This is a genomic window from Thermostichus sp. MS-CIW-41 (assembly GCF_054058915.1).
Genome location: NZ_JBSSBO010000002.1, coordinates 14987 through 38963 on the forward strand (window position 1 = coordinate 14987; position 23977 = coordinate 38963).

The window sequence follows — 23977 nt, forward strand, 5'->3', positions numbered from 1 at the left end:
TGCAGTATAGCGGTTTTCTTCTGCCTTCTCGGGATCCCATGCCATCAGGGATCCCAATCCTCGATATTGAAAGTCTCCAGGGGAACTCAGCTAGAGTGAGAAAAAAGGAGGGAGGCCGATGGCTGTATCCCGTTCACCCGCGAATGGCTCATCCCGACGAGAGCAGCAACATCCGCAATATGCCACCGACCGAGCTGCGCTCGATGAGCTGATGGTGCAGGCCCAGGAGAGGCCCCTCTCCGAGTGGGTGCTGGCGGAAGTCGCCCGTTTGCGCATCCGTTACCACGGCTTCCCCGGCGCCTGGGATCTGCAGCGGGATTTGGATCAAATCCTGGAACAGTGGGGCCTGAGCGAAGAAGAGCTGTTCGCCCAGACCCGCCAGATCCATGCCCGCGGCCAGGTGTACGACCGCAGCTTTAGCACGCGAGACGACTGGGCCTAGTGGAGGGTTTGGGTCGGGATCCCTTACCCCCCTGAGAGAGGGGAGTTTGCCGGTTGTTCATGAGACGTGAAGCTGCTCGGCAAAGATGGGATCCAAAGGCACATCCAGGGCGGCAATCACCTTAGTCCAGAAGTTCATAAAGCCAATCCAAGCCGATAGCTCCACCAGATCTTCATCTGACCAAATGGCTTTTAGCTGGGCAAAGAAGCTATCGGTCACCACCATGCTGGGCACGGTCATCCGCTCAGCGTACTCGATGGCCAGCTTTTCCGCCTCGGTGTAGAGGGTGCTGGTGCGGGCCTGGGCCACCGCCGCAATTTTGGCAGGGGAGGCGCCGTACTTTTGCGCCTGCAGGGTGTGGTAGGGAAGGCAGTAGTGGCGGCAGCCGTTGATTTGGGCAATGCGGATGCTGACCAGCTCCTTCAGCTCTTCAGGCAAGTTGGGGTTTTGGGTGTGCAGCGCCCCGTAGAGGTTCATCACGGCTCGCATCAGTTGGGGCTTGTGGGCCATCACCTGCAGGGGGTTGAGGGCGGTGCCGTAGGTTTTTTCCAGGCTTTCGTAAACCTTTTGCAGTTGCTTATCGGCTTTCTCTGGGGTAACAGGAGGGATCCGCATGGACAGTCTGTAAAATTGCAGCATTCTCGACTTTAGCGCGTCTGGGGGATCCGCCCAAGCCTGAGGGGCGCTTCACGGTCTGGGGGAGGGATCCCTTCTCCGCCTGAAACCAGGCACCTGCCTCCCTTCTTACTTGTCAAGGGTCAAGGATTGCCCAAGGATTGCTCAACGGCTTCCACCTGCTGCTGGGTGGCGGTAGCCCCTTGGTTGAGGGTTTGCTGGATCTGTTCCCGAGATTGGTAAATCTGCAGCGGCCCACCTTGAGGGATCCCTTGCTGGGCAGCTTCTGGGCTGGCTTGCTCTGGTCTCGGCTCCGAACTCAGCGGGTTGCGATAGAGGCGGTTAACCAGCAAAAATCCCACCAGCACCACAGCAGTTGCCACCAAAAGCCGAACCATACTCGGATCCCTTGCAAGCATCTGGTTCTAGAATGCCCAAAAAGAGGAGCAGGTATCCGATGTCGGGCAAAGTTGCGCAAACTTCCCAGCCGGTACGGGTTGGCATTGGCGGCCCGGTGGGATCCGGAAAAACCGCTTTGGTGGAAAAGCTCTGCTTGGCGCTGCGGGACCACCTGTCTTTGGCGGTGGTGACCAACGATATTTACACCCGCGAGGATGCCGAGTTTTTGGTGCGGGCCAAGGCCCTGGAGGCAGAGCGGATCATTGGCGTAGAGACCGGCGGCTGCCCCCACACCGCCATTCGGGAAGATGCCTCCCTCAACCTAGACGCCATTCAGGAGCTGGAGCGCCGCTTTTGCCCCCTGGATCTCATCTTGGTGGAATCGGGGGGGGACAACTTGGCAGCTACCTTCAGCCCGGAGCTGGTGGACGCCTGCATTTACGTCATCGACGTGGCCGAAGGGGACAAGATCCCGCGCAAAGGCGGGCCGGGGATCACCCGCTCCGACCTGCTGGTGATCAACAAGATCGATCTGGCTCCCTATGTGGGAGCAGACTTGGGGGTGATGGAACGGGATGCCCGTCGCATGCGGGGAGATAGGCCCTTTGTCTTTACCAACCTGCGCACGGGTGAGGGGCTGGAGCAGGTTCTCAGTTGGCTGGAGCGGGAGGTGCTGTTTCGGCCCATCAAGGCCGACCCCCCCTCGGTGAGCCGCCTGTGAACTTCGGTAAGGCCATCTTGAAGGCAACCCGCCGAGGCGAACATACCCGTATTTGGGAGTATTCTCAGGCTCCCCTGCAATGGCTGGGATCCCCTGGGGAGCCACCTGTGTACTACCTGCGCAACCCCAACGGCGGCCTGCTGGGTGGGGATCGCCACCGGATCGAGATCGGGCTGGGGCCAGGCTCGGCACTGGAAATTCGCACCCAAGGGGCAACGCGGCTGCATCCCGGCTTGATTCGGCAACAGGTCAAGGTCAAGCTGGCCCCCACCAGCCAGTTGATCTGGATCCCTTACCCGACCATTCCGGGGGCAGGGGCAGACTTTCGCCAGCAGGTGCAGATCGAACTGGATCCCACAGCCCGCCTGGCCTATGCCGAGATCTGGACTGCCGGACGGCTGGCCATGGACGAACGCTGGCAGTTTGAACATCTTGCCAACTGCTTGCAAGTTTGGGTCACTGCTGGGATCCCATCCTCCCCCGAGGGGAGAAAACTCTGGCTGCAGGAACACATGGATCTGCACTTTCCCCATCGGCAGGTCTCCGCCGCGTCAGTGCTGGGATCCCATCTCTGTTGGGGATCCCTGTACTTGCTGGGGGATTGGCCGGAACCCACTTGGCTGACCGTTCACATCAGCGGAACGGAGTCCCCATACTGGCTGGTCAAGTCTCCGGATCCCATCTGTAAGGGTTGGATTCTGCGCCAGGTGGGGCCACAGGCAGAGGCCATTTGGCGGCATTTTGGCCAGGTTGCACTACAGCTTGCTCAAGCCAAGGGTGGCTCACCCCAGGGGTGGTAGACTAAGGCTGACTCAAACCAACTGGTTGACCCAAGGCCAGGACGGAGTCCTTTGAACGCTGCTCAACGGATTCTCAGCTAGAAATCGCAGGAGCCCCGCACTGTACCCGTAGGGTCAGTGTCGGGAGGAATGCGCTTTGATGAAGTACAATGAACTTATGAGCCAAGTCCTGACCGTCTCCTGTAAGCTCAAGGCGTCCCAGTCGCAAGCCGCCAAATTGGACGCGACGATGGAGGCTTTTGGCCAAGCCTTGAACTGGGTCAACCAGAACACGCCGGAGAAGATCGTCAACGCGGTCAAACTGCAATCCCTTTGCTACTACGAGATTCGAGCCCGGTTCGGCTTGTCCAGTAACTTGGCTCAACAGGTGTGCAGACGGGTGGCAGGCGCTCGCAAAGTGGCGAGACAGCGCAACCGTCCGGTTAAAGAGTTCAAGCGTAGGTTCGTTACCTACGACGCACGTATCTTTTCATTCCGCGAGAAAGACTGGACGGTGTCGCTGACCACGGTTGAAGGGAGAGAACGCTTTGAGCTAGCCATTGGTAACTACCAGAGGGGAATGCTGGCTGGTTCCAACCCCAAATCTGCCACCCTGGTCAAGCGCAAAGATGGCTCCTACTACATCCAGATTTGCGTAGAGAAAAAGCCACTCAAGCAACAAGATACCGACAAGGTGATCGGGGTGGACTTGGGCAGGACGGATATCGCCCATACGTCAGAGGGGGACAACTGGAATGGACAGCAGTTGAACAGAGTCCGAGACCACTACTCCCGGTTGAGGGCGGTACTCCAACGCAAAGCCAGTAAGGGCACACGCAGTTCGCGGCGCAGATGCAGAGAACTGCTGCAACGGCTGTCTGGCAAGGAGAGACGCTTTCAAGCGTGGGTCAATCATCGCATCTCCAAAGCTATTGTCTCTAGGGCAAAAGCCACAAACAGCGCTATTGCTCTGGAAGACTTGACAGGGATCCGGGAAAGGGTCAATCAACAGCCACGCAGCAAAGCTGAGCGGCGCAGGGCCAACAGTTGGGCGTTTTATCAACTCCGTCAATTTTTGGAGTACAAGGCTCTGCGTGCAGGGGTTGCTTTGATTCTGGTGCCGCCTGCCTACACGTCGCAGACCTGCCACCGGTGTTTGCACATTCATCCCGACCCTGCGCAATCCTATCGCAGTGGCAAGTCGTTCAAGTGTGGGCACTGTGGATGGGAAGGGGATGCGGACTTGAATGGTGCGAATGTGATTGCGCTCTTGGGGGCTGTCGTAAACCAGCCTAGAGGTTCGGGCTTGTTTTGTTCTCTGGTAGAGCAGAACAGGCTCAGGGCTACTGAAAGCCCGCTCCGTACCGCTTAGCGGTCGGAGCCGGGTAGTTTACGGCGCCAACAAAACTGGCCAGTTTGTGCGTATCCTCAATTTGATGCGGGAGCACATCCCAGAAGCCGACTCCGCCAGAGCTGCCTTTGCCCGCTTTTGGACTGCTGAGTACTTGGCCGGCGCCGATCCCGCAGATGGAATTGAATTTTTCCAGACCCGGCTGCGCCCCCTCTTCGAGACCAACTATTTCCGCCCCATTGGCGAGAGCGGTAACCCTGTTGACTTTTTCCCGGTGCTGGATTTTCCCTTCGTGCTTCTGTTTGGGCTGGAATTTTTGCTGCGCACGGTGGCCATCAGCCGCCGCTACACCGGCGTCAATTCGCTGGATGCCATGCTCTGGCGTTGGTACGATGTGCTGTTGCTGCTGCCCTTTTGGCGCTGGCTGCGGGTGATCCCCGTCACCATCCGGCTGGGACAAGCACAGTTGCTGGATCTGGAGCGGGTACGCGCCCAGGTGAGCCAGGGCTTTGTTACCAACTTCGCCGAGGATCTGACGGAAGTCATTGTCGTGCGGGTGATCAACCAAATCCAGGTATCCATTCAGCGGGGATCCCTGCCCCTGCTGCCGGCAGCGCGTACCCAGCGCGACTACATTGATATCAACAACACCAACGAGCTGGAGGCGATTGCCAACCTGGTTTTTCGCATTGTTCTCTACCGCGTTTTGCCCCAGGTGCAACCGGAATTGCAACAACTGCTCCGCTACAACCTGGATGGCCTGCTCAAGCAGTTGCCTGCCATGCAAACTCTAGAACAGCTTCCCGGCCTGGGATCCCTGCCTGGCCAACTGACGGAGCGCCTGGCCAACGAGCTGACCACCACCACCTACAAAACCCTGACGGGCAGTTTCGAGGATCCCGTCGGCTCCAAGCTGGCAGCGCAACTGATGCAGCGGTTTGGTGAGGTCTTGGCACGGGAACTCAGCCAGGAGCATGCTTCGGAAGAAATTCGCTCTCTCCTGCAAGACTTGCTGGAAGAGATCAAAATTAACTACGTCGAGCGGCTATCCCACGAGGATCTGGAGGAGGTGATGGAGCAAACCCGCCAGCTTCGGCAAAAGGCCCAGCAACTGGAGAAAGACCGCCGCCGATAGAGTTCGGGGGATTGGTTGACGAGGTTTCGCCAGTTCAGTAGGATAATGGTTCCAAGTCGGGCGAGTGGCGAAACTGGTAGACGCACCGCACTCAAAATGCGGCGGGAAACCGTGTCGGTTCGAATCCGACCTTGCCCATGATTTTTAGTCTGCTGTGACGAGCTGTAAGGCTCGCTGCTTTCTGGGTTTGGTAGGTTGATCCCTCTCGCCTCTTCTCACAGGGGTTTGGTGATAGAACCAGCCAAGCCCTTCTGGAGCAGGGTGCCAGCGGGACGGAGTCCTTAGATAGGGCAGCCAGAATCGGGCTCATCCTGCATCCTAGAGATGAAGCTCTAGCCGCTAAACTGGGGAATCATGGATGCAACTTTGGAATCTTTCTTTGCCTCTGCCACCCAAATTGGGCTAGGTCTAGCAGGCTTGCTGGCTGTGCTCACCCTGCTGGCCTGGATCCGCAATTGGCCCTTGAAGTTTGCGCTGGTGGGCTACACGGCGTTTGCGCTGGTTTTAACAGCGGGATGTTTTGCCCTCAGCTTGGGGCCGATCTTTCGCTCCCGCATTCCCGGTGCTGCCCCCTACACCACCGTCTATGACCAAGGGGCGGATCGAGCGGTTATTGCTGTCAGCCCGGATATCACCCCAGAGCAACTGATCCTCACCCTGAAGCAGGCGGCCAGCGATTTGGGATCCCCGGGCCGCTTCTCCACTGGTTCGCCGGTGTTCACCTTGCGGGCCCGCACCGTCATCCATCCCGAGCCGGGAGTTTCCGAGCCGTTGCTCTTGGGCACGCTGCAACAGCCGTTGGGAAAGCGCCTGCGCACCCCAGAAGAACAACAGCAGCAGCAGATCCATCTAGAGGAAGAGGCCTTTGCCCGGCTGCGGAAGTTGGCCCAGGGTCAGGCTTCTGCCGCCTTGTCTGCAGAGGAAGCGGAAGAGCCAACCACCGGGATCCCACTTGCCCAGTCTTGAGCGCTGAGCCAGCGGCGCAGATCCTGTCCCACCCGGTCGGGGATCTCCCAGGGAAAGAGATGAGCCACGTTGGGATAGACAATGCAGGTGCAGTGGGGCAGGGCGCGGGCTGTGGCCAGGCTGCTGTTGGCGGTGATGTGGCGATCCCGCTCGCCGGCCATAAGCAGTACCGGGATGCGAATTCGGTGCAGATCTCCCTCGCGGTTGTAGCCCCGTTGCAAAGCGGCGCGCAGAGCTTGGCGAGCCTGGGGGGAGGTGTGCAGATAGGCGGGCAAGGCCATGTGCGCCAAATACCGATAGGCCGTTGGGGTCTGTTGCTGCATCAGGTAGCGGTAAAGGGAGCGACGGCCAAAGGTCTCGATGTTCCATTCCCAGCCGGGCCAAAGCCAGTTGAGCAGCGAGGCAACGCCGGTGTTGACCTGATCCCAAAAATCGGTGGGGGGATGGTTGCTGCGGGGGCAGGCGGCACTGGCCACCAAAACCAAGCCTTTTACCCGCTCCGGCAGCCGCAAAGCCAACTCCAGGGCCAGGATCCCGCCCAAAGACCAGCCCAGCACCAGACACGCCTGCCAGCCCAGGCGATCCAGCAGCCGCTCCAAGTCCTCTAGGTGATCCTGCATCTCAAAGGGATCCGTCACCTGGGAATGCCCGTAGCCACGCAGATCTGGCGCCACACAGGGGTGGATCCCCGCCACTGCCTCTGCAAATACCGCCATGCAGTCGGCATTGCCCGGATGGCCGTGGAGCATCAAGATTGGGAGGGAGGGGATCCCTTTTCCCCAAGTACGGTAGTGGAGCTGCAGGCCCATCGCGTCAGCAGTGCAGTTCCCGACTGCTGTAGGCATAACACTCTGGATAGCATCTAGACAGCAGGGTTAGGCGCTGGCCGCCTTCTTCGGAGTGGGCTGGAGCTTTACCCCGTTGGGAATGCAAATTAAGTTTTGATCCAGCACCTGCACAAACCCTTTCGAACGCAGGGATCCCAGAAGACGAGTCACCGTCACGCGGGTGGCCCCAATGGCATCCCCAATCTGGGCATGGGTAAGGGGCCAGGGGAGATACATCCCTTGTTCACAGGGCTGTCCATACTCTTCGATCAACAGGCTCAAGAAGCCCTTGAGGCGATCGATGGCGCGCCGTTGGCCCAGATTTCCCAACCACAGCAGCTTCCGTTGCAGTTGCTGGCGGAAGTTTTCCTGAATCTTCTGGTGCAGATAGGGCCACTGCTCCAGATCCTGCCAGTAAAACCACATCACCGTGGTGCGATCGGCGTGGGTGCAGGCTTTCAACTCAAAGCGCTCTGGGTTGCTCAGCTCAAAAGGAAATCCAGCCGTGATGAACCCAACAAAGACCTCCCGCCGCTCTGGAGTTTGGCTGACCAGGCGCACCACTCCCTCTTGGGTGATGTACACCAATCCCGGACGAGTGGGAATGCGCACGTCTTTGGGAAAGGTGCGACAGCGGTAGTGCTCCTCGGCCCACTGGCAAAGCTCACGCCATTCCTGAGCCTCTGTTGCCGATGTGATGGAAACAAGTGACATGAGATCAACTTCCTGTCGCTCGAGCGACCTGATGGGTTTTACAGACTTTCCAGCTTTACCCGGCTGTAGGCTATGCAACGCTTCCGCGTTCGCGCCGGCGGTGCGGAGCACCTACACGTCAACGGGACGGAGTCTTAGGAAGATGGGGACGGAGAAACAGCAAGATACACACAAGAAGGCAAATACAAAGAGGAAGGAAACCGCAGGGTTTACTTTACCTTAGCTTCATAATGGCACTTGACCTCATAGGGTGACATTGTGTTCCTACTGATATTGTTCAAAAGGCTACGTCCAATAATAACCCCAAGAAGCCGTAAATTTTCAGATTCTGCCGCTGAACTTGGCTACCTGGGGGATCAGCGCAGATCATTGGGTCAGACTGGTGTATGTCTAAGGGCGGGTGTGGGGTGGCTGGGATGAATATTCTCATCAGCAACGACGATGGCATCCAGGCGGCAGGGGTGCGGTGTTTGGCGGCAGCGCTGGCCCAGCTGGGGGGGCACCAGGTAACGGTGGTCTGTCCGGATCGGGAGCGCTCGGCCACCGGCCACGCCCTGACGTTGCACAAGCCGCTGCGGGTGGATCCGGTGCGGGAGGGATTTCCTCCAGAAGTGCAGGCCTGGGCCTGTTCGGGCACCCCTTCCGACTGTGTCAAGTTAGGTCTGGACGGGCTATTGGATCGTCCTCCCGATTGGGTGATTTCCGGCATCAATCAGGGAGCCAATCTGGGCACCGACGTGCTCTACTCCGGCACCGTCTCGGCGGCAATGGAAGGGCTATTGGAAGGGATCCCTAGCCTGGCAGTAAGCTTGGCCAGTTTTACCCATCAGGATTTTCAACCAGCGGCCCAGGTGGTGCTGAAGCTACTGGAGAAACTGAGCCTGAAACCCCTGGGGGAGCCGATGCTGTTGAACATCAACGTGCCCCCCCTAGCGCTGGCTGAAATACGCGGCATGGTCTTGGCCCGCCTGGCCTGGCGCAAGTACACAGATCTCTACGAGAAACGGGTGGATCCGCGCGGCAAGGCCTACTACTGGCTAGCTGGAGAGGTGGTGGAAGAGGAGGTGGATCCCTGTTCGGACGTGCGGGCGGTTGCTGAGGGCTATGTGTCGATTACGCCCCTGCAGCCGGATCTAACGGCCTACGCGGCCTTCGATAGCTTGCAGCAGTGGGGGCTCTCGGCTTTTGGCTCTGGATTGGAGGGAGCTCTGTAGGGATTGGCGCAGTTCAGAGTCAGAGAATAGAAAGGCTATTAGGCCCTGGAATAGAAAGAAATCGCCTCTGCCAACGTGTTTAGCCCGTAGAGAGAGCGTCGGCAGTGTTGGACTACTGAGTCGCGCTGCCCTCTTCCACCGCAGGCTAAAGAAACTGAGCGAAATAAAGTCAGGCAGCACCAGGACGCTTAGAGCGGGTAGTTTTTGTTGACTTTGCCAAGACATCCCCTGGTCGTCGCAACGTCAAAAAAGGATTGATTGCCTGAATGTGGGCCTGGGGATAGGCCTGACGGACTTGCTCAACAGTTTGTTGCCAGATGGGATGCTCATCAGTCCAAATAGGATGGCGCACAATCCGCACTTCCCGCCCCCGGTTTCCCGTCCACACCGGCAGGAGAAAATCCTGAGACACTTGCTGGAAGCCTAGGTTTTCCAGCAGTGGCGGCAGTACCTGCTCCACCAAGCGCCGCCAGGGATTTTCCTGCTCTTCCCCCCAAGGGCTCTGCAAATCGACCGGTGCCCTAGCATCTCGCAGAAGGCGCGCCATATCCAAGGCTAGTCGCCAATCCAAGAGCCCGTGGTAGGCTAGGTTGGAGTAATCGCGCAAGCAGTTGTTGCAGGACGTGTCGCAGGTCTGCTGGTGCTGCAGCCAACGGAAGGCCAAACTGTTGGGTTGAGACAAGTCCTCTTGTTCCAGCAGCTTCGAGAAGACCTCCGGCTGAGCGAGGTAGAGGCAATACCCCGCGCCATTCTCCAGCTTGTCGAACAGAAAAGCCTGACCCACCACTCGGCCAGCCTCTTCCTTCGTCTGAAAGCTGGCTTGCAACTCGTCAGGATCGACATCCAAAAAGGTGCAGGCAGCCGCTCGCAACCAGAAGGCGAAGGAATACAAAGCTGCTCGCCCTTCCACAGTTGTTGGGTCAGCAAACACGCCAGGCGGCCAAGTTTGAAGGCTGACCAGCAGCACGTCAGTGCGTCGCTTAGACAGTAGGGCAATCCGATAGGTAGGGCCTATTCCTTCGAAATGTTTCCCCTGAACTTCAGGACAAACATAAGCTCCTGGCCACCTCTTATCCGCTTGTAACAGGAACCCCCCCTCGCCGCCGCGATCATTGACGATTAAAACGTCATCGCTGCCTCCCCGCAGGTGAGCGTTGCCGGTCGTTGCGGTCGTCGCTTCCGCCTTAAGTCCGTCCGCGCCCAAGGTTGGCCGACTGACGCGGGGTTGCCACTCAAATTGACCATCAAAAGCCCACGGCTGCAAGTTGGTGAAAAAGCCCCTGGGTTCCCGCGCATCAATGCAGCGGAGGGTGGTTTGCTGGCATACCGGACAGGCTTGCTTTGCCGGCTTGTGGGTAGCTGGGGGAGGAGAGCAAAGCGGCTGCTGTGGCTGGTAGTCCTCTATCATGGCTTGACAGTTGCAGCACAGACCTAGCCAGCGATTGGGTTTGTCGAGGGGCGGCACCAAGCCGGGACGCGATTGTACGCCTCTTGGGCGAGGCACCAACTCCACCAATCCGCAGGCGGTGTGTACTGCCCGATCTTTGACGATTTCCGAGCCAGGGGCAAACTGTGCAATCGCCGTATCCAAGTCGCGATCAATGGTGCCTTCGCTGGCAGACCAGCGAGTGTAAAGTAACCTCACCCGTGTGGGAAAGCCAAACATGGGCAAAATGCCGGCATTGGCCAGACGTTCGCTAAGTTGATCTTGGCTGTAGGCTTCAGACTCAGCAATCTCGCGAATTTTATTGACCAACTCCTCGCGGATGTAGCGATACAGCTCTTCCTGCTGTTCGGCTGAAATGTAAGTCTGCTGGCAAAGTTGGGCAATCACAGCTCGAATGTCTTGGGGATGGTTGTCAATCCAATCCCGAACCGACGGTTCCACTTGCCGCCAGTTTTTGGCCAAGCCAAATTCGCCGTGGACACTGGTTGCATCTTCGAGATCCGCTGCAACCGATAGATCTTGAAAAGCCTGCCGCAAGACTTCTTTGGCGACGACGCGCCGAGCAATGGTGAGGCTGCGCAGGTCAATGTAGGGCGGGGGTGGCGGATCGCCGGTAATGGCCTCAGGGCGCTGAAAGTAAAAATCGTCATGGCTGCGACCCCGGCAAAACGTAACTGCCAAGGAGACCCCGGCACCGCGCCGACCAGCCCGTCCCACCCGCTGCTGGTAGTTGAACCGTCGGGGCGGCATGTTTGCCATCATCACTGCCAGCAGGCCGCCGATGTCTACGCCAGCCTCCATAGTGGTAGTCACGCTTAACAAATCAATGCCCTGAGCCAGCGGTATTTCTCCCTCTAGGAACACTTCCTGGAACCAGCGCTGCCGTTTGAGGCGATCCTCCTTGTCGGTTTGCCCTGTCAATTCGGCAGCATTCATCCGAAACGGTTCGTTTTCAGGGTCGGAGAGGTAGGCGTAGTAGTCCAAGTCGCGCGGCAAGCTGCTCGGCTGCAGTCGGATGGCCTGCGGGTCAGAGCGTTTGCTGGTGTTGCGACCGCCACTGCACTCTGGGCACCATCCCCCCGCAGTGTGCAAGTAAAAGGCCCCGCATTGAGGACAGCGGTAGCCTTGAAGACCTTCGCGAGAGACGGGCACAAGGTAGAGGCGATCTGGATCCAAAACCAATCCGTTCTCGCCACCGGTACCGATTTTGTCCAACTCCCGCTCGATCTGGGATTTTAAGTCTGGCTTGCCCTGTTCCTCTAATTTTCTCAAGTATCGCTCCACGTACTGGGGTAATTCCCGCCTAGTACCCAGTCTGTAGAATTTGGAGTATCGATGCCGCTTGCGAATTCCCAATTGGCGGATAACCGCGCTGGCAACGTCTTGCAGTTCCGGAGGAACTTGAGCTGTAACATAGCCCTGTCCAAAAGACTCGATGTTTCTGACCGCATGGGCAAACAGCGTAAACATCATTTCATCAGCTAAAGAGGCATCGAGTTCATCGAGGTGTGTGTTTTGCGCTGGTGTTCGGGCAGCAATTCGTGTTACTGGTTGACTTTGCCAGTTGTAGAGCTCAGTCCAGGGATGCCGATCCTTAGAATAGTAAAGGGCGCTAAAGGACATCCCGCCAGGGCACAGTCCCAAATGTAAGAGCAGGTCTGCCAGGGTGCGCCGCAAGGCAAGGAGAGGAACTTTCTCGCCGTAAGACTTGAGCATCTCGAGCCACAGTTCACGAACTTGCTCGTTGGCAGGTCGCCGGTTTTGAGTCCAAAGCAGAGCTTCTGTAGCAATGTCACCTTGCCGATTAAGAAAGCGATCCCGTGCTGCCCAATCCTCCGCCATCCCCTCAACGTCTTGTAGCAACCGGGGATATTCTCGCAACCGTTGCTGTCGTTCCTCTGGACTGGGCAACTCACAGCGCAGAAAGGCCCGCAGGTCTTGCCTATACTCCTCTGCTGATCGCACTAGCAGCAAGCGCACCATATCGCGATAGTGATCCATTTCCATACCGGCGGCTAACTTGGCTGCGTCCTGGCGGCTATCGGAAAAAACCACCAGCTTGCGGGATTGCGGTGTTGGCATTTCCCGCAACAAAGCTCCGGCAATCACCTGACAGGCTTTTTGGAATCCAGTGCGGTGCACGCGCAAAGGAGTGGGATAGGCCTCACGGAGAGCGCGATCAGTATCGCAGCGAGGGCAGCGGCTCGGCAAGGCGGGCTGATTCCCATCCCCCTCTTTCACTTGGTACACCCAGCCGGGAACCTCGCCTTCTCTAGGGGGGCTTTTATCTTGTCGGAGTTCACCAGTAGCGGGGTTGAGCTTGGCTTCAACCCACCCCCGCTTCGCCTTGCCAGCAGTCCACTCCAAATATTGCGGCTGGGTCGCCCAAGGTTCCGGGTCGTGGGGCAGGGGCCAAAAAACGCGATAATTCCCAGACCTCTGCGTAAGGTTCACCAAATCAGGAATGCCTTCCAAGTCAGGTTGATCGGGAGTGAGGATAAGGGACTCGCCGGATTGGTATGCATAGCCCCCCAGGAATACCTCCCCGCAAACTTCGCAGACGATCAAGTCCAGGACACGCGCCCCGCAGTCGCAACTGAGACGGTGTTGGCTGTGCAAAGCGCCAATGGGTGAAGGCGGCTGGTTGTTCTCCGGAGAGCGTTGCGCAACGCTGCAGTGAGGGTTGCTGCACGCCCAGAGACCTTGCAGGTTGTGAAAGAAAAGGTGACCGCGCACGGGCTGGGGCGATCGCCCGTCTTCTCGCTGAGCTACCGCCGTCGCCATCAACAATCCTCGCAAGGCCTCGGAGACCAGACCGCCTTGGGGCACGGCCGCCCCCGGGAACAGTTGCTGGTCAACTTTTTGGATGGGGGTGGCGCGCACGCTGCCACTAGCTTGCCGACAGGCCTCCCGCAAGGCATCGCCAACCTTGAGTTCTTCGAGGCACTCCCCCAAAGCCTGCTCCAGTGGTTTTGAGCTGGGATCGCCCCCCAGCTCTTGCACCAGCTTGGTCAGAGCTTCTTCGGGGATAGGGAGAGGTCGCAGGGGCTGGAGGGGATCCGCCTGCACATCTCTGGCAAATTGAGCAAAAGCAACTTGATACTGACGCACTCGCGCTGGGGCTTCGGGATCCGGAGCAACTTGTTCTCCAGCAATCACCGCAAAGTTATCGCGCCCAAAAAACTCCCGGAGAAACCGGCGGCCCGCCTCGCCCTCTTCCAAGCTGGCGCTGGTCGCCAAAATTTGTAGCTGTTCTGAGTTGACTGTTAGCCCCAAGCGGTACAGCAGCAAGCGCAGCAAATAAGCTACTTCTGACCCTGGTGTCCCGCGATAGGTGTGTAACTCATCCACAATCAGCAAGAATTTATTACCTCGATCCGCTTGCAACCACGCTTTCGTTTGCTCGAACATCCCAGCCTCAATTTGCCGCATCAGCATAATGTTGAGCATGGAATAGTTGGTAATCAGGATATCTGGGGGATGTTCTTGCATGTCCCAGCGTGAGCGCATTTCTCCCCCATCTAAGCGAGGGAAATAAAATACTAAATCCGAATCTTTATCCGAATTCTTGCTCCGAACAGCAACTCTTCCCTGCTGCTCCTGAAGATCTCTCAATAGCTTGGCCAATTCTTTGACCTTTTCAGGGATCTGACGACCGGGGAGGGGTGTCTGTCCCGTATAGCGACCGAAGGTGATGCGATTGCCGCCGCGCTCGCGATCGAGCCAGGCATGGGTTTCCGGACTGTCCAACACCTTGCGCAACCGTCGCAATTGATCCTCCACCAGAGCATTCAAAGGATAGAGAATCAAGGCCCGTATCGCCGCCGGTCGTTGTTGCCCTTGGCGCTGTGGTACCCACTTTGGATTGTCTTCCTGCTGCCACCAGAACGTATCGCCACTCTGAGGGGACATGGGATCCCAGGTGCGGGATTCTCGAGCAAGATAGGCTAAAATTGGTAGCAAAAAGCATTCGGTTTTGCCTGAGCCGGTGCCCGTCGTTACCACAATATCCTTCTGGTGAACGATGGCTGCTTCCAAGCTCCGCCACTGATGCTCATAGAGAGGGAAATTTGGAAACAAAGACCGACCAAGATGTGCCAAATCTTCGTAACCATCAGGTAACGCCTGTGCTGCTGCCTCAAGGGTCTTGCCGGAAGAAGGATAGACCGGTGTCGGCTCTAGCAAAGGAGGAACGCTTAGCAAGGGATGTTCAGGGCTGGACTGCAAGCAGCAATCGCGCTCAGCGCTAAGAGCCGGATACCGCAGGGGAAAAGCACTCTTGATGTAAAGCCGATAGACCCAATCTAACCGTTGATAGGCACCGACGAGATCGTACATGGTTTTTCCTTGGCGTTCCGTACAACTGTAATCTACAAATTTGCTATTCCCTTGCGCTGAGATGTGGCAGTCGCTCGCCAATTAATTGCCATACAGTCGGCGTGATGTTTCGATAAATCAGCTCTCCAGTGTCAGGATTGTAGTCAGGCAAACAACCCGATTGCATGACCAAATAGCGTTCGTACGCCAACGGCCAGCGCTGGCTGCTGGGAATTGTTAACTCTTGAGAATTTGGGTGGTAATTGACCACCAACTCTCCTGGCCGGAGACAGGTCAAAGCCAAAAAACGCAGGCCGTACCACTCGCTGCTGTACCAAGTGTTTTGCTCGCGGTCGTAAAACAGAGCGTGTTGCCGTTGGGATCCCTCCTCGTACAGCTCGTAGAAACCCGTTTCCTCGGCGTCTGGCACATCTACGAAGCTGCTCCCATCGTAGCGCTTTAGTCGATAGCGGTGAAGTGGCACCCAATCGACGACCTTTAGCGTAGCTACCCAATCAGCCCAAGGAGGAGGGGCCTCGACCGGACGAATGGCTAGGGCAGGGTATTTGGTCCGTAACTCGGCAATTGCGGTGGCAGCATCAGCTTGCAGCTCAAGCTGCCAACAGGGTGGAGCATCCCTTCGAGGTTGAGGGATCTTCACAAGGCGACCAAACTGCTGCAAAGACTCTTGCAGGCTGGCGTTTCGCTGACCGTACAGCACGTAGCAATTTTTGCTCACTGGCTGCAGGGAAGGTGGCTGCATTTGCCAGTGTTGACCATCCTGAGCTGCCAGAAGATGCCCTAACAACTGCAGCCGACGCCACAACCGACGCGGTTGGACTAGATCTAGGTGACCGCATACGGCTTGAAAGGTTTCCCAAGAACCAGAACCGGCTGCCGATAACCACCAAAGCAGCTGTTCGCACGGCTGGGAGCGATCGCTTCCTGCCGCCTCTGCTATAGGTGTTTCCAAACCAAGTGGGTTGACTTTAGGTGGCCGCTTGACTTGGAAATACTCAATGGGTTGGGTATCCCGTTCCAACTCATAGGCGATACCCACCATGTGTCGAATATCTTCCCAGCAAAATCCTTCTCTTCCAATCCTAACTATACTGATACCTCTCACTGTTTTAATCAGTTGCTCAAGGGTGTTTTGTGTGGATGACCAATCAGAGCGCGCATTTGTCTTAATACCCAAGTAGAAGTAATACTCTCCCCTACTTCTTTCCTTAATGCCCTTCTCAATACGAACATGAGACACAACATCGGCCAAGTTTTCTTGAGTAACCCGCTTTTGTAAGTAATTCAGCAACTTTTGGGGTTTGTATCTGGAGGTATGGGTGCGAAAGCCCCAGTAAGTTTGCTCTGACCGAGAAGATTTTTTCGACATAGAGTTATGCCTCTACTCTAGGGAAGCTAATGACAAATCACCCCAACTCAGGATCTTCAAAAAGCGTTCCTGGTGGGCAGTTCCGCCCCGTACTTGGATTTGGTAAGTACCGGGAGGTAAGTCTGCGGGCAAATCCCAAGGCTGGTTGGTAGAGCGATGGTCTTCTGGAAGATATATGCTCCCGGTACGCACTTCAGTTAGAGTCACGGCTACCGTAGGCTGAAACCCGTACACAGTCACCTTTGGCAAGTGACCCTCGAGCCAACCTTGTCCTTGCGGTACCCGTAGCCCTCCACCCAAGGCAATGTGCAGACGATCGCGTGGTTGTAAGGCCTCTTTCAGCTCAGGATGTTGTAAAAACAAACCGTCCCATACCGGCGCCAGCACCTGACATTCTTGGATTTCCCACCAGCCAGAGGTTACTTCAAAGGCAAGCTGGCGATCGCCCTCCCACTGCAGCAGCTTTTCTTCTCGTAGCTGCTGCAAGTCCAACCAGAGTGCTTCCCGAAACAGCACTGTGAAATGACTGCCCAATTTAGGTGCTCCCCAACTAGCCAGCGCACTAGACTCGGGGTTCTCAGGATCGGGCACCAAGACCCAAAAGTCTCGAGCTGGCAGCTGGAGTTCCCGCAAGTGGGCATGATCTCGAATCGGCCATGACTTCCCCGTTGTTAGATCGGCAGCAGAAAGCGGTGCGCCAACAGGGAAAAACCAACCAGAGCGCTCACAACGCAAGCTACCTAGGTTTTCTACGGTCACCTCGGCAACTGGCCAACGACGCGGAACTTTGGGGTAAGGGTAGTACTCTGGATTCCCCCACCGATCTTCGGTGCGATACAGCCCTGCAATCAGGCACGTGGGGGGACGTCGGCTAAATTGTTCAGGTTTCGGGCATTGTGCGTCTAACCACTCCTGATGGACGGCTAGGATTTCGGCGCCCAGTACCTCGTGTCGCTGGCGATCGTCCAGCAGCTCTTCCAGATGGCGGTTCAGGTTTTTTTCGCTCGCCAAGTCCACCAGTAACTTAGTTTCGCTGCGGGCGGTAGTCCAGTTTTTCTCGTAAAACAGGCAACAGAGCTTTTGGATGTCCGCTTTCCGCAGCAGGGTTTGGGAAATGGGGTAATTCAAATACCGGCGCGGGCCTTCCCCTGGCTCGGCGGTGGCAATCCATCCCTTTACCTCTAGCCATTGGTTCCACTCCTGCCATAGGCCTTCTTCATCTCCAGCTTTCATCCCAGTGGGACGAGTGTCGCCGCCTACCCCCAATCGTTGACAAAAATGGGTAAAGAAGTCCCTCTCATCCAGCTCCTCATCCCTCACCATGTCGTTGGCGGCGAGCACCATCAGCGCCAAGAAGGCAACTCCTGCTGGTTCGGGCAAGCTTTGGTTTTGCAGAGTTGATAGCTGGACTCGCTGGCCATCTACCACCTGGGCGCGCACGGCTTGGCAAAAGTCCTCAACTGGGCCTAAGCCTAGACTTGCTAAAACTTCTTCATCTACGCTGAGGTAAACTGGCGTACCGTGAGGAACTCCCAGCGTTGCCCATTGAACAATTGCTTGGTTCCAGCGGGCATAGTTGTTGTGCAGCGCCACAGTAACCTCGCCCTGGGTTCCTTCCTCAAGTCTAGGCAGGCGTTGAATGCCCAGTTTCCTATTTTTTGAATCCCTTTATGTTTGTTTTAGGTCAAATTGGCAGCAAAACAGAGTCGGCGCTGTAGAGGCTAGCTGCCTCGGAGAGGAAATGGTCGGGCGAGACCGTCGGGAAGCTTACCCCAGATCAAGAGGAGAGGTTTGCCAGTGAGAGCAAGCGCTCCGCAACCTCTGCAGCCACAGGTATCACCGACAGGCGTGTGCCCCGCCGCACCACCTCCAGCTCCTCCGGGGTGAAGGTGGCCCGCAATTTGGCCAAAGGGATCACTCTTTCAAAAGCAGCCAAAAATTGCACCCGCACCGTGTACCACCGGGGATCTGCTGGAGTGGACTTGGGATCGTAGTAGGGGCTGGTCGGATCAAACTGGCTGGGATCCACCACCTGGGTTTCTAGGATTGCCATCAGGCCAGCAATACCAGGGGGGTTGGCGTTGGAGTGGTAGAAAAAGGCGCGATCCCCCACCTGCATGGCTTTTAGATAGTTGCGGGCTTGGTAGTTGCGCACGCCATCCCAAAGGGTTTGGCCCTCCCGCTGCAAATCCCAGATGCTATAGATGCTGGGCTCAGATTTCATCAGCCAGTAGTTCATGGGGCACTAAGCTCTGGGAGCAGATAAAAGGGAGCAACGGGCAACAAACTCGACAAAGTTGCGCAGCATCTTCAAGCCGTAGGGGCCGGACTTTTCTGGGTGAAACTGGGTAGCAAACAAGGTGCCGCGGGCAATAGCGGCTACACAGGTTTGGCTGCCGTGTTGGGTGGTAGCAGCCACCCAGGCTGGATCGCTGGGCACACCGTGATAGGAATGGACAAAATAGGCCCAGCTTTGATTCGGGATCCCTGCCCAAAGAGGCGATTGGGGTTGGGTAAGGTGCAACTGGTTCCAGCCCATGTGGGGGATACGCAAGCCCGGCTCCGGTCGAAAGCGCTGCACCCGTCCAGGCACAATGCCCAGCCCCGGTTCCACCCCCTCTTCGCTGCTCTCAAACAAAACCTGCAAACCAATGCAAATGCCCAAGAAGGGCTGCTGCCGCTGCACCGCCTCCCGGATGGGATCCACAAAGCCTCGCTCTCGCAACTGCTGCATGGCCGGATCAAAAGCCCCATCTCCCGGCAGGATGATCCCGTCGAAACGCTCCAGCCCGACCGGCTCTGTTACCAGATGCACCTCTGCCCCGGCACGCTCCAAGCCTTTGCAAGCCGAATGCAAGTTTCCGGCATCATAGTCGATTACCGCCAGGCGCACAGCTCCCATGGGATCCCTTCTCGTGAGGAGTTTCGGAGTCTATCAGTATAGTGGTTCTATCCCGTTTGAGCTGACTCATGGCTGTGGCAACGGCTTTGCACAATCCCACTCCGACCGGTACTGCTCCGCAACCCTGTCGCGACCAGGTTGATTGGCCTGAGGCGGCTTACCTGCACATCCCTTTTTGTCGGCAACGCTGCCACTACTGTGATTTTGCCACCGGCCTGGGCACCCGCAAGTTGATGGAAACCTACGTGCAGATGCTCTGCCGGGAGATCGGCGGCGCCTACCGCTACCGCCATCTGGCCGGGGATCCCAGACCGTTGACCAGCATTTTTTTCGGGGGTGGCACCCCTTCTCTGCTGACGGTGGAGCAACTGGGGCGGATCTTGACTCAATTGAGGGAGAGGATCCCGTTTCATCCCGACTGCGAGATTTCTCTGGAGGCCAACCCCGGCACCCTGACGCGGGAGCAGTTGGCGGGCTACCGGGAGCTGGGGGTCAACCGCATCAGCCTAGGGGTACAGGCATTTCAGCCAGAGCTGCTGGCCGCTTGTGGTCGCCTGCATGGAGTGGAGGAAGTTTACGAAGCCGTGGCCGACTTGCAGGCGGCGGGCTTTGAGAATTTCAACCTGGATTTGATCTTTGGGCTGCCCTACCAGACTTTGGAACACTGGCAGCAGTCTCTACGAGCTGTTCTTGAGATTAACCCCACCCATGTCTCCGTCTATGATCTGACGATTGAGCCGGGAACCCGATTTGGCCGGATGTACCGACCGGGAGATGCGCCTTTGCCCACCGAGGAAACCACAGTTGCCATGTACCTAATGGCGCGGGAGCTGCTCACCGAAGCGGGCTACATCCACTACGAAATCTCCAATTTTGCCCGCCCCGGCTACGCCTGTCGCCACAACCGAGTGTACTGGGAAAATCGCCCTTACTTTGGCTTTGGCATGGGATCCGTCGGCTACGAGGGGGGACGGCGCATTCAGCAGCCCAAAACCCTTTACCACTACTTTGAGCAGGTGAAAGCTGGAGTTCACCCTCTCCCTCCTGAAGCATCTCCAGAGGAAGTTTGGATGGATACTTTGATGTTGGGGCTGCGTTTACAGGAAGGTCTGGATTTGGGCCATTTGCAAGAGCGTTTTGGCCGGGCAAAGGTCGAGCAAGCTTTGGAGAAGCTGGATCCCTATTTCGAGAAGGGATGGGCCAGTTGCGAGGCGGGTCGGCTGCGGCTGATCCCACCCGATGGCTGGCTATTTTCCAATGAGATTCTCAGAGACTTGCTGGCTTGATTCCGACGGTTACTTTCACAAGATTTCTCACCAGAGCCCCCTATCCCAATTGGCCGAAAACTCAAGCTTTGAGGAGCGTAGGCCATCACCATTTCCAGCAGCCATTAAACCCAACATTTCACAGATCCTGAGATCTCTAATCTTGCAAGAGGGGTTGAGGGGAAAGATACGGAAGCTCAGAGGATCCCTATCGATAGTTGACAAATTGCAGCGCCACCGGGTAGTCCTGCTGCCTAAGCATTTGAATGACCGCCTGTAGCTCGTCTTTATCCTTGCCGGAAACGCGCACCAGATCCCCTTGAATGGCGGGCTGCACCTTCTTAAAGTTGTCGCGGATTTGCTTGGCAATCTGTTTGGCCAGCGTGGCATCAATGCCCTTTTTCAGGTGAACCACCTGGCGCACTCGGTTGCCGCCGGCGCTCTCTGGGGGTTGGAAGTCGAAGATCTTCAGGGATAGACCCCGCTTGGCCGCTTTGGTAAGAAGCAGATCCCGAATGGAGTTGAGGGCCATGTCGTTGGCGGTGGTGATGGTCAGGGATCCCTCCTCCAGCTCAATTTCCGTCTGAGTATCCTTGAGGTCGTAGCGCTGTTTGATCTCCCGTCGGGCTTGATCCACAGCGTTCACCAGTTCCTGCCGATCGAAATCGCTGACGATGTCAAATGAGTAGGTAGAGGCCATACACCCTATCCTCGCTATTGTTCAGTATCTTAAGCCCTCAGCCAAGCAGGGATCCCTAACTCTCGGAGAAGCTACAACAGGTAGAGGGATCCCAGTCCAGATTTGCGGAGAAGCAGGATGGCCGATGTTGTTTTAATTACAGGCGCTTCTGAAGGCATCGGCAGAGCTACTGCCTTTACCTTTGCCCGTGGGGGTTACCGATTGGCGCTGGCTGCCCGCACTGCCGAAACCCTGAAGCAAACGGCCATCGACCTAGAGCAAAGCCTCAACGCCGAGGTCTTGGCCGTTCCCACCGATGTCACGCAGCCAGAACAGGTGCAAAACCTGGTGGAGAGAACTCTGGAACGCTATGGCCGCATCGATTGCCTGATCAACAACGCCGGCATCTGCATGAGTGGCCCTTTTTTGCAAACTACCCTGGAACACTGGCAGGCTTTGATGGCGGTCAACTTTTGGGGCTACCTCCACACCATCCGAGCCGTGCTCCCCGACATGTTGAAGCGCAAAAAAGGCCAGATCATCAACGTGGGATCCATTGGCGGCAAAATGCCCCTGCCCCAGATGAGCGCCTATTGTGCCAGCAAGTACGCGGTCAGTGGGCTGACAGAAGCGCTGCGTCTGGAACTGCAACCCCAAGGGATCCAGGTAATTGGCGTCCATCCGGGCATCGTCAGCAGCAATTTCCTCAAGCGAGCCATTTTTCTGGATGAGGTGGGGCCAGCGTCCTCTCCCGACAGCCAAGCCCAAACCTCAGGTGGCAAAGCCCGCGAGCAAATGCAACAGGCGCTGGAGAGTTTTTGGGTCAGCCAGCCGGAAGAAGTTGCCGAAGCCATTTGGGATGCCGCTCGCCAGTCCAAGTCAGAGGTGGTGGTGGGCATGGCCCAATGGGCGGTAGGAGCTTACACCCTCTTCCCCGGATGGGTCGGCTCATTGCTCCAGAATGTTCCTCGCTAGCCCACTGGATCGGTCGAGAGTTCTGGGGCGCTGGATGAGCGATTCTGCAGACCCAGCGATAGCAGGAAGAAGGCTAAACTTCGGTATAGTTTGAGGTACGGTTAAACACTGGTATTGACAGCGGAAGTATGGTTGAATCTGTGCCTTCTCCTTCCGGTACCCACCAGCACATCTTGATCGTGGAAGACCGAGATGGCCGCCGTACCCAGGTGCTGGGATCCGCCAAATACTTCATCGGTCGGGACTTGGCGAACGACATCTGTCTCAACTCTCAGTATGCCTCCCGCTACCACGCCATGCTGCTGCGGATTCCCGCCGAGCGAGAGGGAGAATATTGCTACCGCATTTTGGATGGGGATCTGGAAGGTCGCCCCAGCACCAATGGCTTGTTGATCAACGGCCAGAAATTGACCACCCACCAGCTCAAGTCGGGGGATGTGATCACCTTTGGCCCCGATGCCAAAGCCACCTACAAAATTGTTAAGGCTCCCTAGGCCCAGATCTCTGCAGAGCGTGCAATCGCCCCCCAATCAACAGCAGCAAAGCCAGCACCAAGGCCATCTCCGACAGCAAGGTCGCTAGGGCCGCCCCCTGCCAACCCCACCTTGGGATCCAAACCGCATTCAAAAGCCCATTCAGCCCCAGAGCCAGCAGTTGCAGACGGCTGCGGGGCTTTTGCAACCCTGCCCCGGTGAGCAGGTGAGACAGCAAAAGGTGGATCCCTTCCAGCAAAATGACCGGGCTGAGCCAGCGCAGGATGAGGGCCGTTTCCCGGTAAGCCGATCCCAGCACCCAGGGGATCCCGTAGGATCCCAGGGCCAGCCCCAGAGCAGCCAAACTGCCGTAGCCCACCACCCAAGGGAAAAGGTGACAGGCGTAGCGCCAGCCTTGTGGGAGTCCTTTTTGGCCTTGGCGGCACAGCTCGGCAAAATGGCTGGTGAGCAGAGCAATCATCGGCGTTTGCGAGAAGTTGATCACCCGATAGGCAGCGCTGTAAAGACCCCCCGCCGCTGCTGAGGCCAAACGGGGCAAGAGCAGCTTGTCCAAATCGGTGAAGGTTTTCACCGCGGCCAGCCCCACCGCAAAGTCCCAGCCCGCTGTCAGCCGTTCCCGCAGATCTCGCCAGCTCAGGGCCAAGGGGGGAGAAGGCTCGCTCCACCGCCCCATCCCCCTCGCGATCAGCAGCAGCACGACCAACACCATCAGGCTGTACAGAATGGCCCATTGTGCCAGGGATCCCCAGCCCAAGGCCACCGCCAACAACACTGCCCCCAATCGCCCCAGCGCCATGCCCGTGTCGATGAGGGCTACCCCAGCAGCCTGCTCTCTCCCGATCAGGATCCCCCTGTACACCTCTGGCACCGCGATGAACAGCAGATCGCTCAAAAGCAATACCCCCACCACCGCTGCTGGCGTCCCGGCCAGCCAAACGCTCAAGAGGGGCCACAACACCAGCGCCATCCCCCCACAGCCCAATCCCGCCAACCATAAGCTGGGGCCAATCCCCTGGGTGCAAGTCGGGGATCCCTGCCGGCTGAGGCGCTGGATCAGCAGTTCCGATTGGCCCAAATAGCCAAACGGGGCGGCCAGGTTGCTGCAGGCCAAGATGGCGGAGAAAACCCCGAAGGCTTCCGGCCCCAACAGACGGGCCAACAGGATGAAATAGGCCCCGGACAACCCCAGGCGCAGGCCATTGCCCACCATCAGCCAGGCAGCCTGGCGTAGCCGCTGTTGTTCTGCTCTATCCACGCTGCCACTCCTGGACGAGGCTTGCCGCAGCCAGGGATACTGGATGGATGCTGAGACTGCCTGCCCGAGAGCGGGCATCTCCTCTCGATT

At 57.4% G+C, this 23977-nt stretch carries 21 protein-coding genes and 1 tRNA gene; 11 read left to right on the forward strand and 11 right to left on the reverse strand.

The genetic code is table 11. From position 1 onward, the window contains the following. Positions 1-118: 118 nt before the first annotated feature. Entirely contained in the window at positions 119-442 is a 324-nt protein-coding gene (locus ACVWXE_RS01000) for a DUF3288 family protein (RefSeq protein WP_414424124.1), read from the forward strand. 57 nt (positions 443-499) lie between these two features. Here ACVWXE_RS01000 and ACVWXE_RS01005 read toward each other — a convergent pair whose 3' ends face one another. Together ACVWXE_RS01005 and ACVWXE_RS01010 are read right to left on the reverse strand one after the other, a co-directional pair. Beyond that, positions 500-1057, reverse strand: coding sequence for a carboxymuconolactone decarboxylase family protein (locus ACVWXE_RS01005; protein ID WP_414331869.1), 558 nt, complete (start codon positions 1055-1057; stop codon positions 500-502). A gap of 143 nt (positions 1058-1200) precedes the next feature. Beyond that, positions 1201-1455, reverse strand: a complete 255-nt coding sequence (locus ACVWXE_RS01010; protein WP_041436298.1) for a hypothetical protein — start codon at positions 1453-1455, stop codon at positions 1201-1203. Positions 1456-1514: 59 nt separating this feature from the next. On the opposite strand from ACVWXE_RS01010, the gene ureG reads away from it, so the two are divergent. The 6 genes from ureG to ACVWXE_RS01040 all read left to right on the forward strand — a co-directional run bounded on the left by ureG (position 1515) and on the right by ACVWXE_RS01040 (position 6408). Further along, entirely contained in the window at positions 1515-2177 is a 663-nt protein-coding gene (ureG, locus tag ACVWXE_RS01015; RefSeq protein WP_011432513.1) for an urease accessory protein UreG, read from the forward strand. Further along, positions 2174-2977, forward strand: coding sequence for an urease accessory protein UreD (locus ACVWXE_RS01020; RefSeq protein WP_457489368.1), 804 nt, complete (start codon positions 2174-2176; stop codon positions 2975-2977). The genes ureG and ACVWXE_RS01020 overlap by 4 nt, the downstream gene beginning before the upstream one ends. A 157-nt stretch (positions 2978-3134) precedes the next feature. After that, on the forward strand, positions 3135-4328 hold the full coding sequence (locus ACVWXE_RS01025) for an RNA-guided endonuclease InsQ/TnpB family protein (protein ID WP_457489408.1): 1194 nt from the start codon (positions 3135-3137) through the stop codon (positions 4326-4328). A 64-nt stretch (positions 4329-4392) separates the two neighbouring features. Beyond that, complete coding sequence (locus tag ACVWXE_RS01030; protein ID WP_457489369.1) at positions 4393-5442, forward strand: hypothetical protein; 1050 nt, start codon at positions 4393-4395, stop codon at positions 5440-5442. Between the two features lie 58 nt (positions 5443-5500). Beyond that, positions 5501-5580: transfer RNA gene (locus ACVWXE_RS01035), tRNA-Leu, on the forward strand. A 216-nt stretch (positions 5581-5796) separates the two neighbouring features. Further along, on the forward strand, positions 5797-6408 hold the full coding sequence (locus ACVWXE_RS01040; RefSeq protein WP_414406945.1) for a Ycf51 family protein: 612 nt from the start codon (positions 5797-5799) through the stop codon (positions 6406-6408). Here the strand turns inward: ACVWXE_RS01040 and ACVWXE_RS01045 are convergent. Continuing rightward, positions 6336-7253 carry an alpha/beta fold hydrolase gene (locus tag ACVWXE_RS01045; RefSeq protein ID WP_457489370.1) on the reverse strand — a complete coding sequence of 306 codons (918 nt, stop codon included), beginning with the start codon at positions 7251-7253 and terminating at the stop codon, positions 6336-6338. The genes ACVWXE_RS01040 and ACVWXE_RS01045 overlap by 73 nt on opposite strands. 30 nt (positions 7254-7283) lie before the next feature. Continuing rightward, positions 7284-7949, reverse strand: coding sequence for a Crp/Fnr family transcriptional regulator (locus ACVWXE_RS01050; protein ID WP_011432518.1), 666 nt, complete (start codon positions 7947-7949; stop codon positions 7284-7286). Between the two features lie 416 nt (positions 7950-8365). Between ACVWXE_RS01050 and surE the strand changes: the two genes are divergently transcribed. Further along, positions 8366-9163: a 5'/3'-nucleotidase SurE gene (gene surE, locus ACVWXE_RS01055; RefSeq protein WP_011432519.1), complete on the forward strand. Its 798-nt coding sequence runs from the start codon at positions 8366-8368 to the stop codon at positions 9161-9163. A 169-nt stretch (positions 9164-9332) separates the two neighbouring features. Here the strand turns inward: surE and ACVWXE_RS01060 are convergent, their stop codons facing one another. The 5 genes from ACVWXE_RS01060 to hisH form a co-directional block, all read right to left on the reverse strand. Then, entirely contained in the window at positions 9333-14948 is a 5616-nt protein-coding gene (locus tag ACVWXE_RS01060; RefSeq protein WP_457489371.1) for a DEAD/DEAH box helicase, read from the reverse strand. Positions 14949-14991: 43 nt separating this feature from the next. Next, positions 14992-15990 (reverse strand): hypothetical protein, encoded by a 999-nt coding sequence (locus ACVWXE_RS01065; RefSeq protein ID WP_457489372.1) that lies wholly within the window; start codon positions 15988-15990, stop codon positions 14992-14994. 339 nt (positions 15991-16329) lie between these two features. Beyond that, the gene (locus ACVWXE_RS01070; RefSeq protein ID WP_011432522.1) at positions 16330-17910 is read right to left on the reverse strand and encodes a hypothetical protein; all 1581 of its coding nucleotides are present in this window, start codon (positions 17908-17910) and stop codon (positions 16330-16332) included. Between the two features lie 184 nt (positions 17911-18094). Next, the gene (locus tag ACVWXE_RS01075) at positions 18095-18556 is read right to left on the reverse strand and encodes an EVE domain-containing protein (protein WP_457489373.1); all 462 of its coding nucleotides are present in this window, start codon (positions 18554-18556) and stop codon (positions 18095-18097) included. 6 nt (positions 18557-18562) lie between these two features. Beyond that, positions 18563-19219, reverse strand: a complete 657-nt coding sequence (gene hisH / locus ACVWXE_RS01080; RefSeq protein WP_457489374.1) for an imidazole glycerol phosphate synthase subunit HisH — start codon at positions 19217-19219, stop codon at positions 18563-18565. Positions 19220-19287: 68 nt separating this feature from the next. On the opposite strand from hisH, the gene hemW reads away from it, so the two are divergent. Beyond that, positions 19288-20505: a radical SAM family heme chaperone HemW gene (hemW, locus tag ACVWXE_RS01085; RefSeq protein WP_457489375.1), complete on the forward strand. Its 1218-nt coding sequence runs from the start codon at positions 19288-19290 to the stop codon at positions 20503-20505. Between the two features lie 187 nt (positions 20506-20692). Here the strand turns inward: hemW and ACVWXE_RS01090 are convergent, their stop codons facing one another. Next, on the reverse strand, positions 20693-21184 hold the full coding sequence (locus ACVWXE_RS01090) for a YajQ family cyclic di-GMP-binding protein (protein ID WP_011432526.1): 492 nt from the start codon (positions 21182-21184) through the stop codon (positions 20693-20695). Between the two features lie 117 nt (positions 21185-21301). Here ACVWXE_RS01090 and ACVWXE_RS01095 point away from each other — a divergent pair, with 117 nt between their 5' ends. Continuing rightward, positions 21302-22138: an SDR family oxidoreductase gene (locus ACVWXE_RS01095; protein WP_414416261.1), complete on the forward strand. Its 837-nt coding sequence runs from the start codon at positions 21302-21304 to the stop codon at positions 22136-22138. A 128-nt stretch (positions 22139-22266) separates the two neighbouring features. Continuing rightward, positions 22267-22632 (forward strand): FHA domain-containing protein, encoded by a 366-nt coding sequence (locus tag ACVWXE_RS01100; RefSeq protein WP_011432528.1) that lies wholly within the window; start codon positions 22267-22269, stop codon positions 22630-22632. Here the strand turns inward: ACVWXE_RS01100 and ACVWXE_RS01105 are convergent. Beyond that, the gene (locus ACVWXE_RS01105) at positions 22619-23887 is read right to left on the reverse strand and encodes a lipopolysaccharide biosynthesis protein (protein WP_457489376.1); all 1269 of its coding nucleotides are present in this window, start codon (positions 23885-23887) and stop codon (positions 22619-22621) included. The two genes, ACVWXE_RS01100 and ACVWXE_RS01105, sit on opposite strands and share 14 nt — an antisense overlap. Positions 23888-23977 lie beyond the last annotated feature (90 nt).

Excerpts from the sequence above, each read along its gene's own strand:
- ACVWXE_RS01000 (WP_414424124.1), top strand. The coding sequence starts at position 119 with ATGGCTGTATCCCGTTCACCCGCGAATGGCTCATCCCGACGAGAGCAG.
- ACVWXE_RS01005 (WP_414331869.1), bottom strand. The coding sequence starts at position 1,057 with ATGCGGATCCCTCCTGTTACCCCAGAGAAAGCCGATAAGCAACTGCAA.
- ACVWXE_RS01010 (WP_041436298.1), bottom strand. The coding sequence starts at position 1,455 with ATGGTTCGGCTTTTGGTGGCAACTGCTGTGGTGCTGGTGGGATTTTTG.
- ureG (WP_011432513.1), top strand. The coding sequence starts at position 1,515 with ATGTCGGGCAAAGTTGCGCAAACTTCCCAGCCGGTACGGGTTGGCATT.
- ACVWXE_RS01025 (WP_457489408.1), top strand. The coding sequence starts at position 3,135 with ATGAGCCAAGTCCTGACCGTCTCCTGTAAGCTCAAGGCGTCCCAGTCG.
- ACVWXE_RS01030 (WP_457489369.1), top strand. The coding sequence starts at position 4,393 with ATGCGGGAGCACATCCCAGAAGCCGACTCCGCCAGAGCTGCCTTTGCC.
- ACVWXE_RS01040 (WP_414406945.1), top strand. The coding sequence starts at position 5,797 with ATGGATGCAACTTTGGAATCTTTCTTTGCCTCTGCCACCCAAATTGGG.
- ACVWXE_RS01045 (WP_457489370.1), bottom strand. The coding sequence starts at position 7,253 with ATGCCTACAGCAGTCGGGAACTGCACTGCTGACGCGATGGGCCTGCAG.
- ACVWXE_RS01050 (WP_011432518.1), bottom strand. The coding sequence starts at position 7,949 with ATGTCACTTGTTTCCATCACATCGGCAACAGAGGCTCAGGAATGGCGT.
- surE (WP_011432519.1), top strand. The coding sequence starts at position 8,366 with ATGAATATTCTCATCAGCAACGACGATGGCATCCAGGCGGCAGGGGTG.
- ACVWXE_RS01060 (WP_457489371.1), bottom strand. The coding sequence starts at position 14,948 with ATGTACGATCTCGTCGGTGCCTATCAACGGTTAGATTGGGTCTATCGG.
- ACVWXE_RS01065 (WP_457489372.1), bottom strand. The coding sequence starts at position 15,990 with ATGGTGGGTATCGCCTATGAGTTGGAACGGGATACCCAACCCATTGAG.
- ACVWXE_RS01075 (WP_457489373.1), bottom strand. The coding sequence starts at position 18,556 with ATGAACTACTGGCTGATGAAATCTGAGCCCAGCATCTATAGCATCTGG.
- hisH (WP_457489374.1), bottom strand. The coding sequence starts at position 19,219 with ATGGGAGCTGTGCGCCTGGCGGTAATCGACTATGATGCCGGAAACTTG.
- hemW (WP_457489375.1), top strand. The coding sequence starts at position 19,288 with ATGGCTGTGGCAACGGCTTTGCACAATCCCACTCCGACCGGTACTGCT.
- ACVWXE_RS01090 (WP_011432526.1), bottom strand. The coding sequence starts at position 21,184 with ATGGCCTCTACCTACTCATTTGACATCGTCAGCGATTTCGATCGGCAG.
- ACVWXE_RS01095 (WP_414416261.1), top strand. The coding sequence starts at position 21,302 with ATGGCCGATGTTGTTTTAATTACAGGCGCTTCTGAAGGCATCGGCAGA.
- ACVWXE_RS01100 (WP_011432528.1), top strand. The coding sequence starts at position 22,267 with ATGGTTGAATCTGTGCCTTCTCCTTCCGGTACCCACCAGCACATCTTG.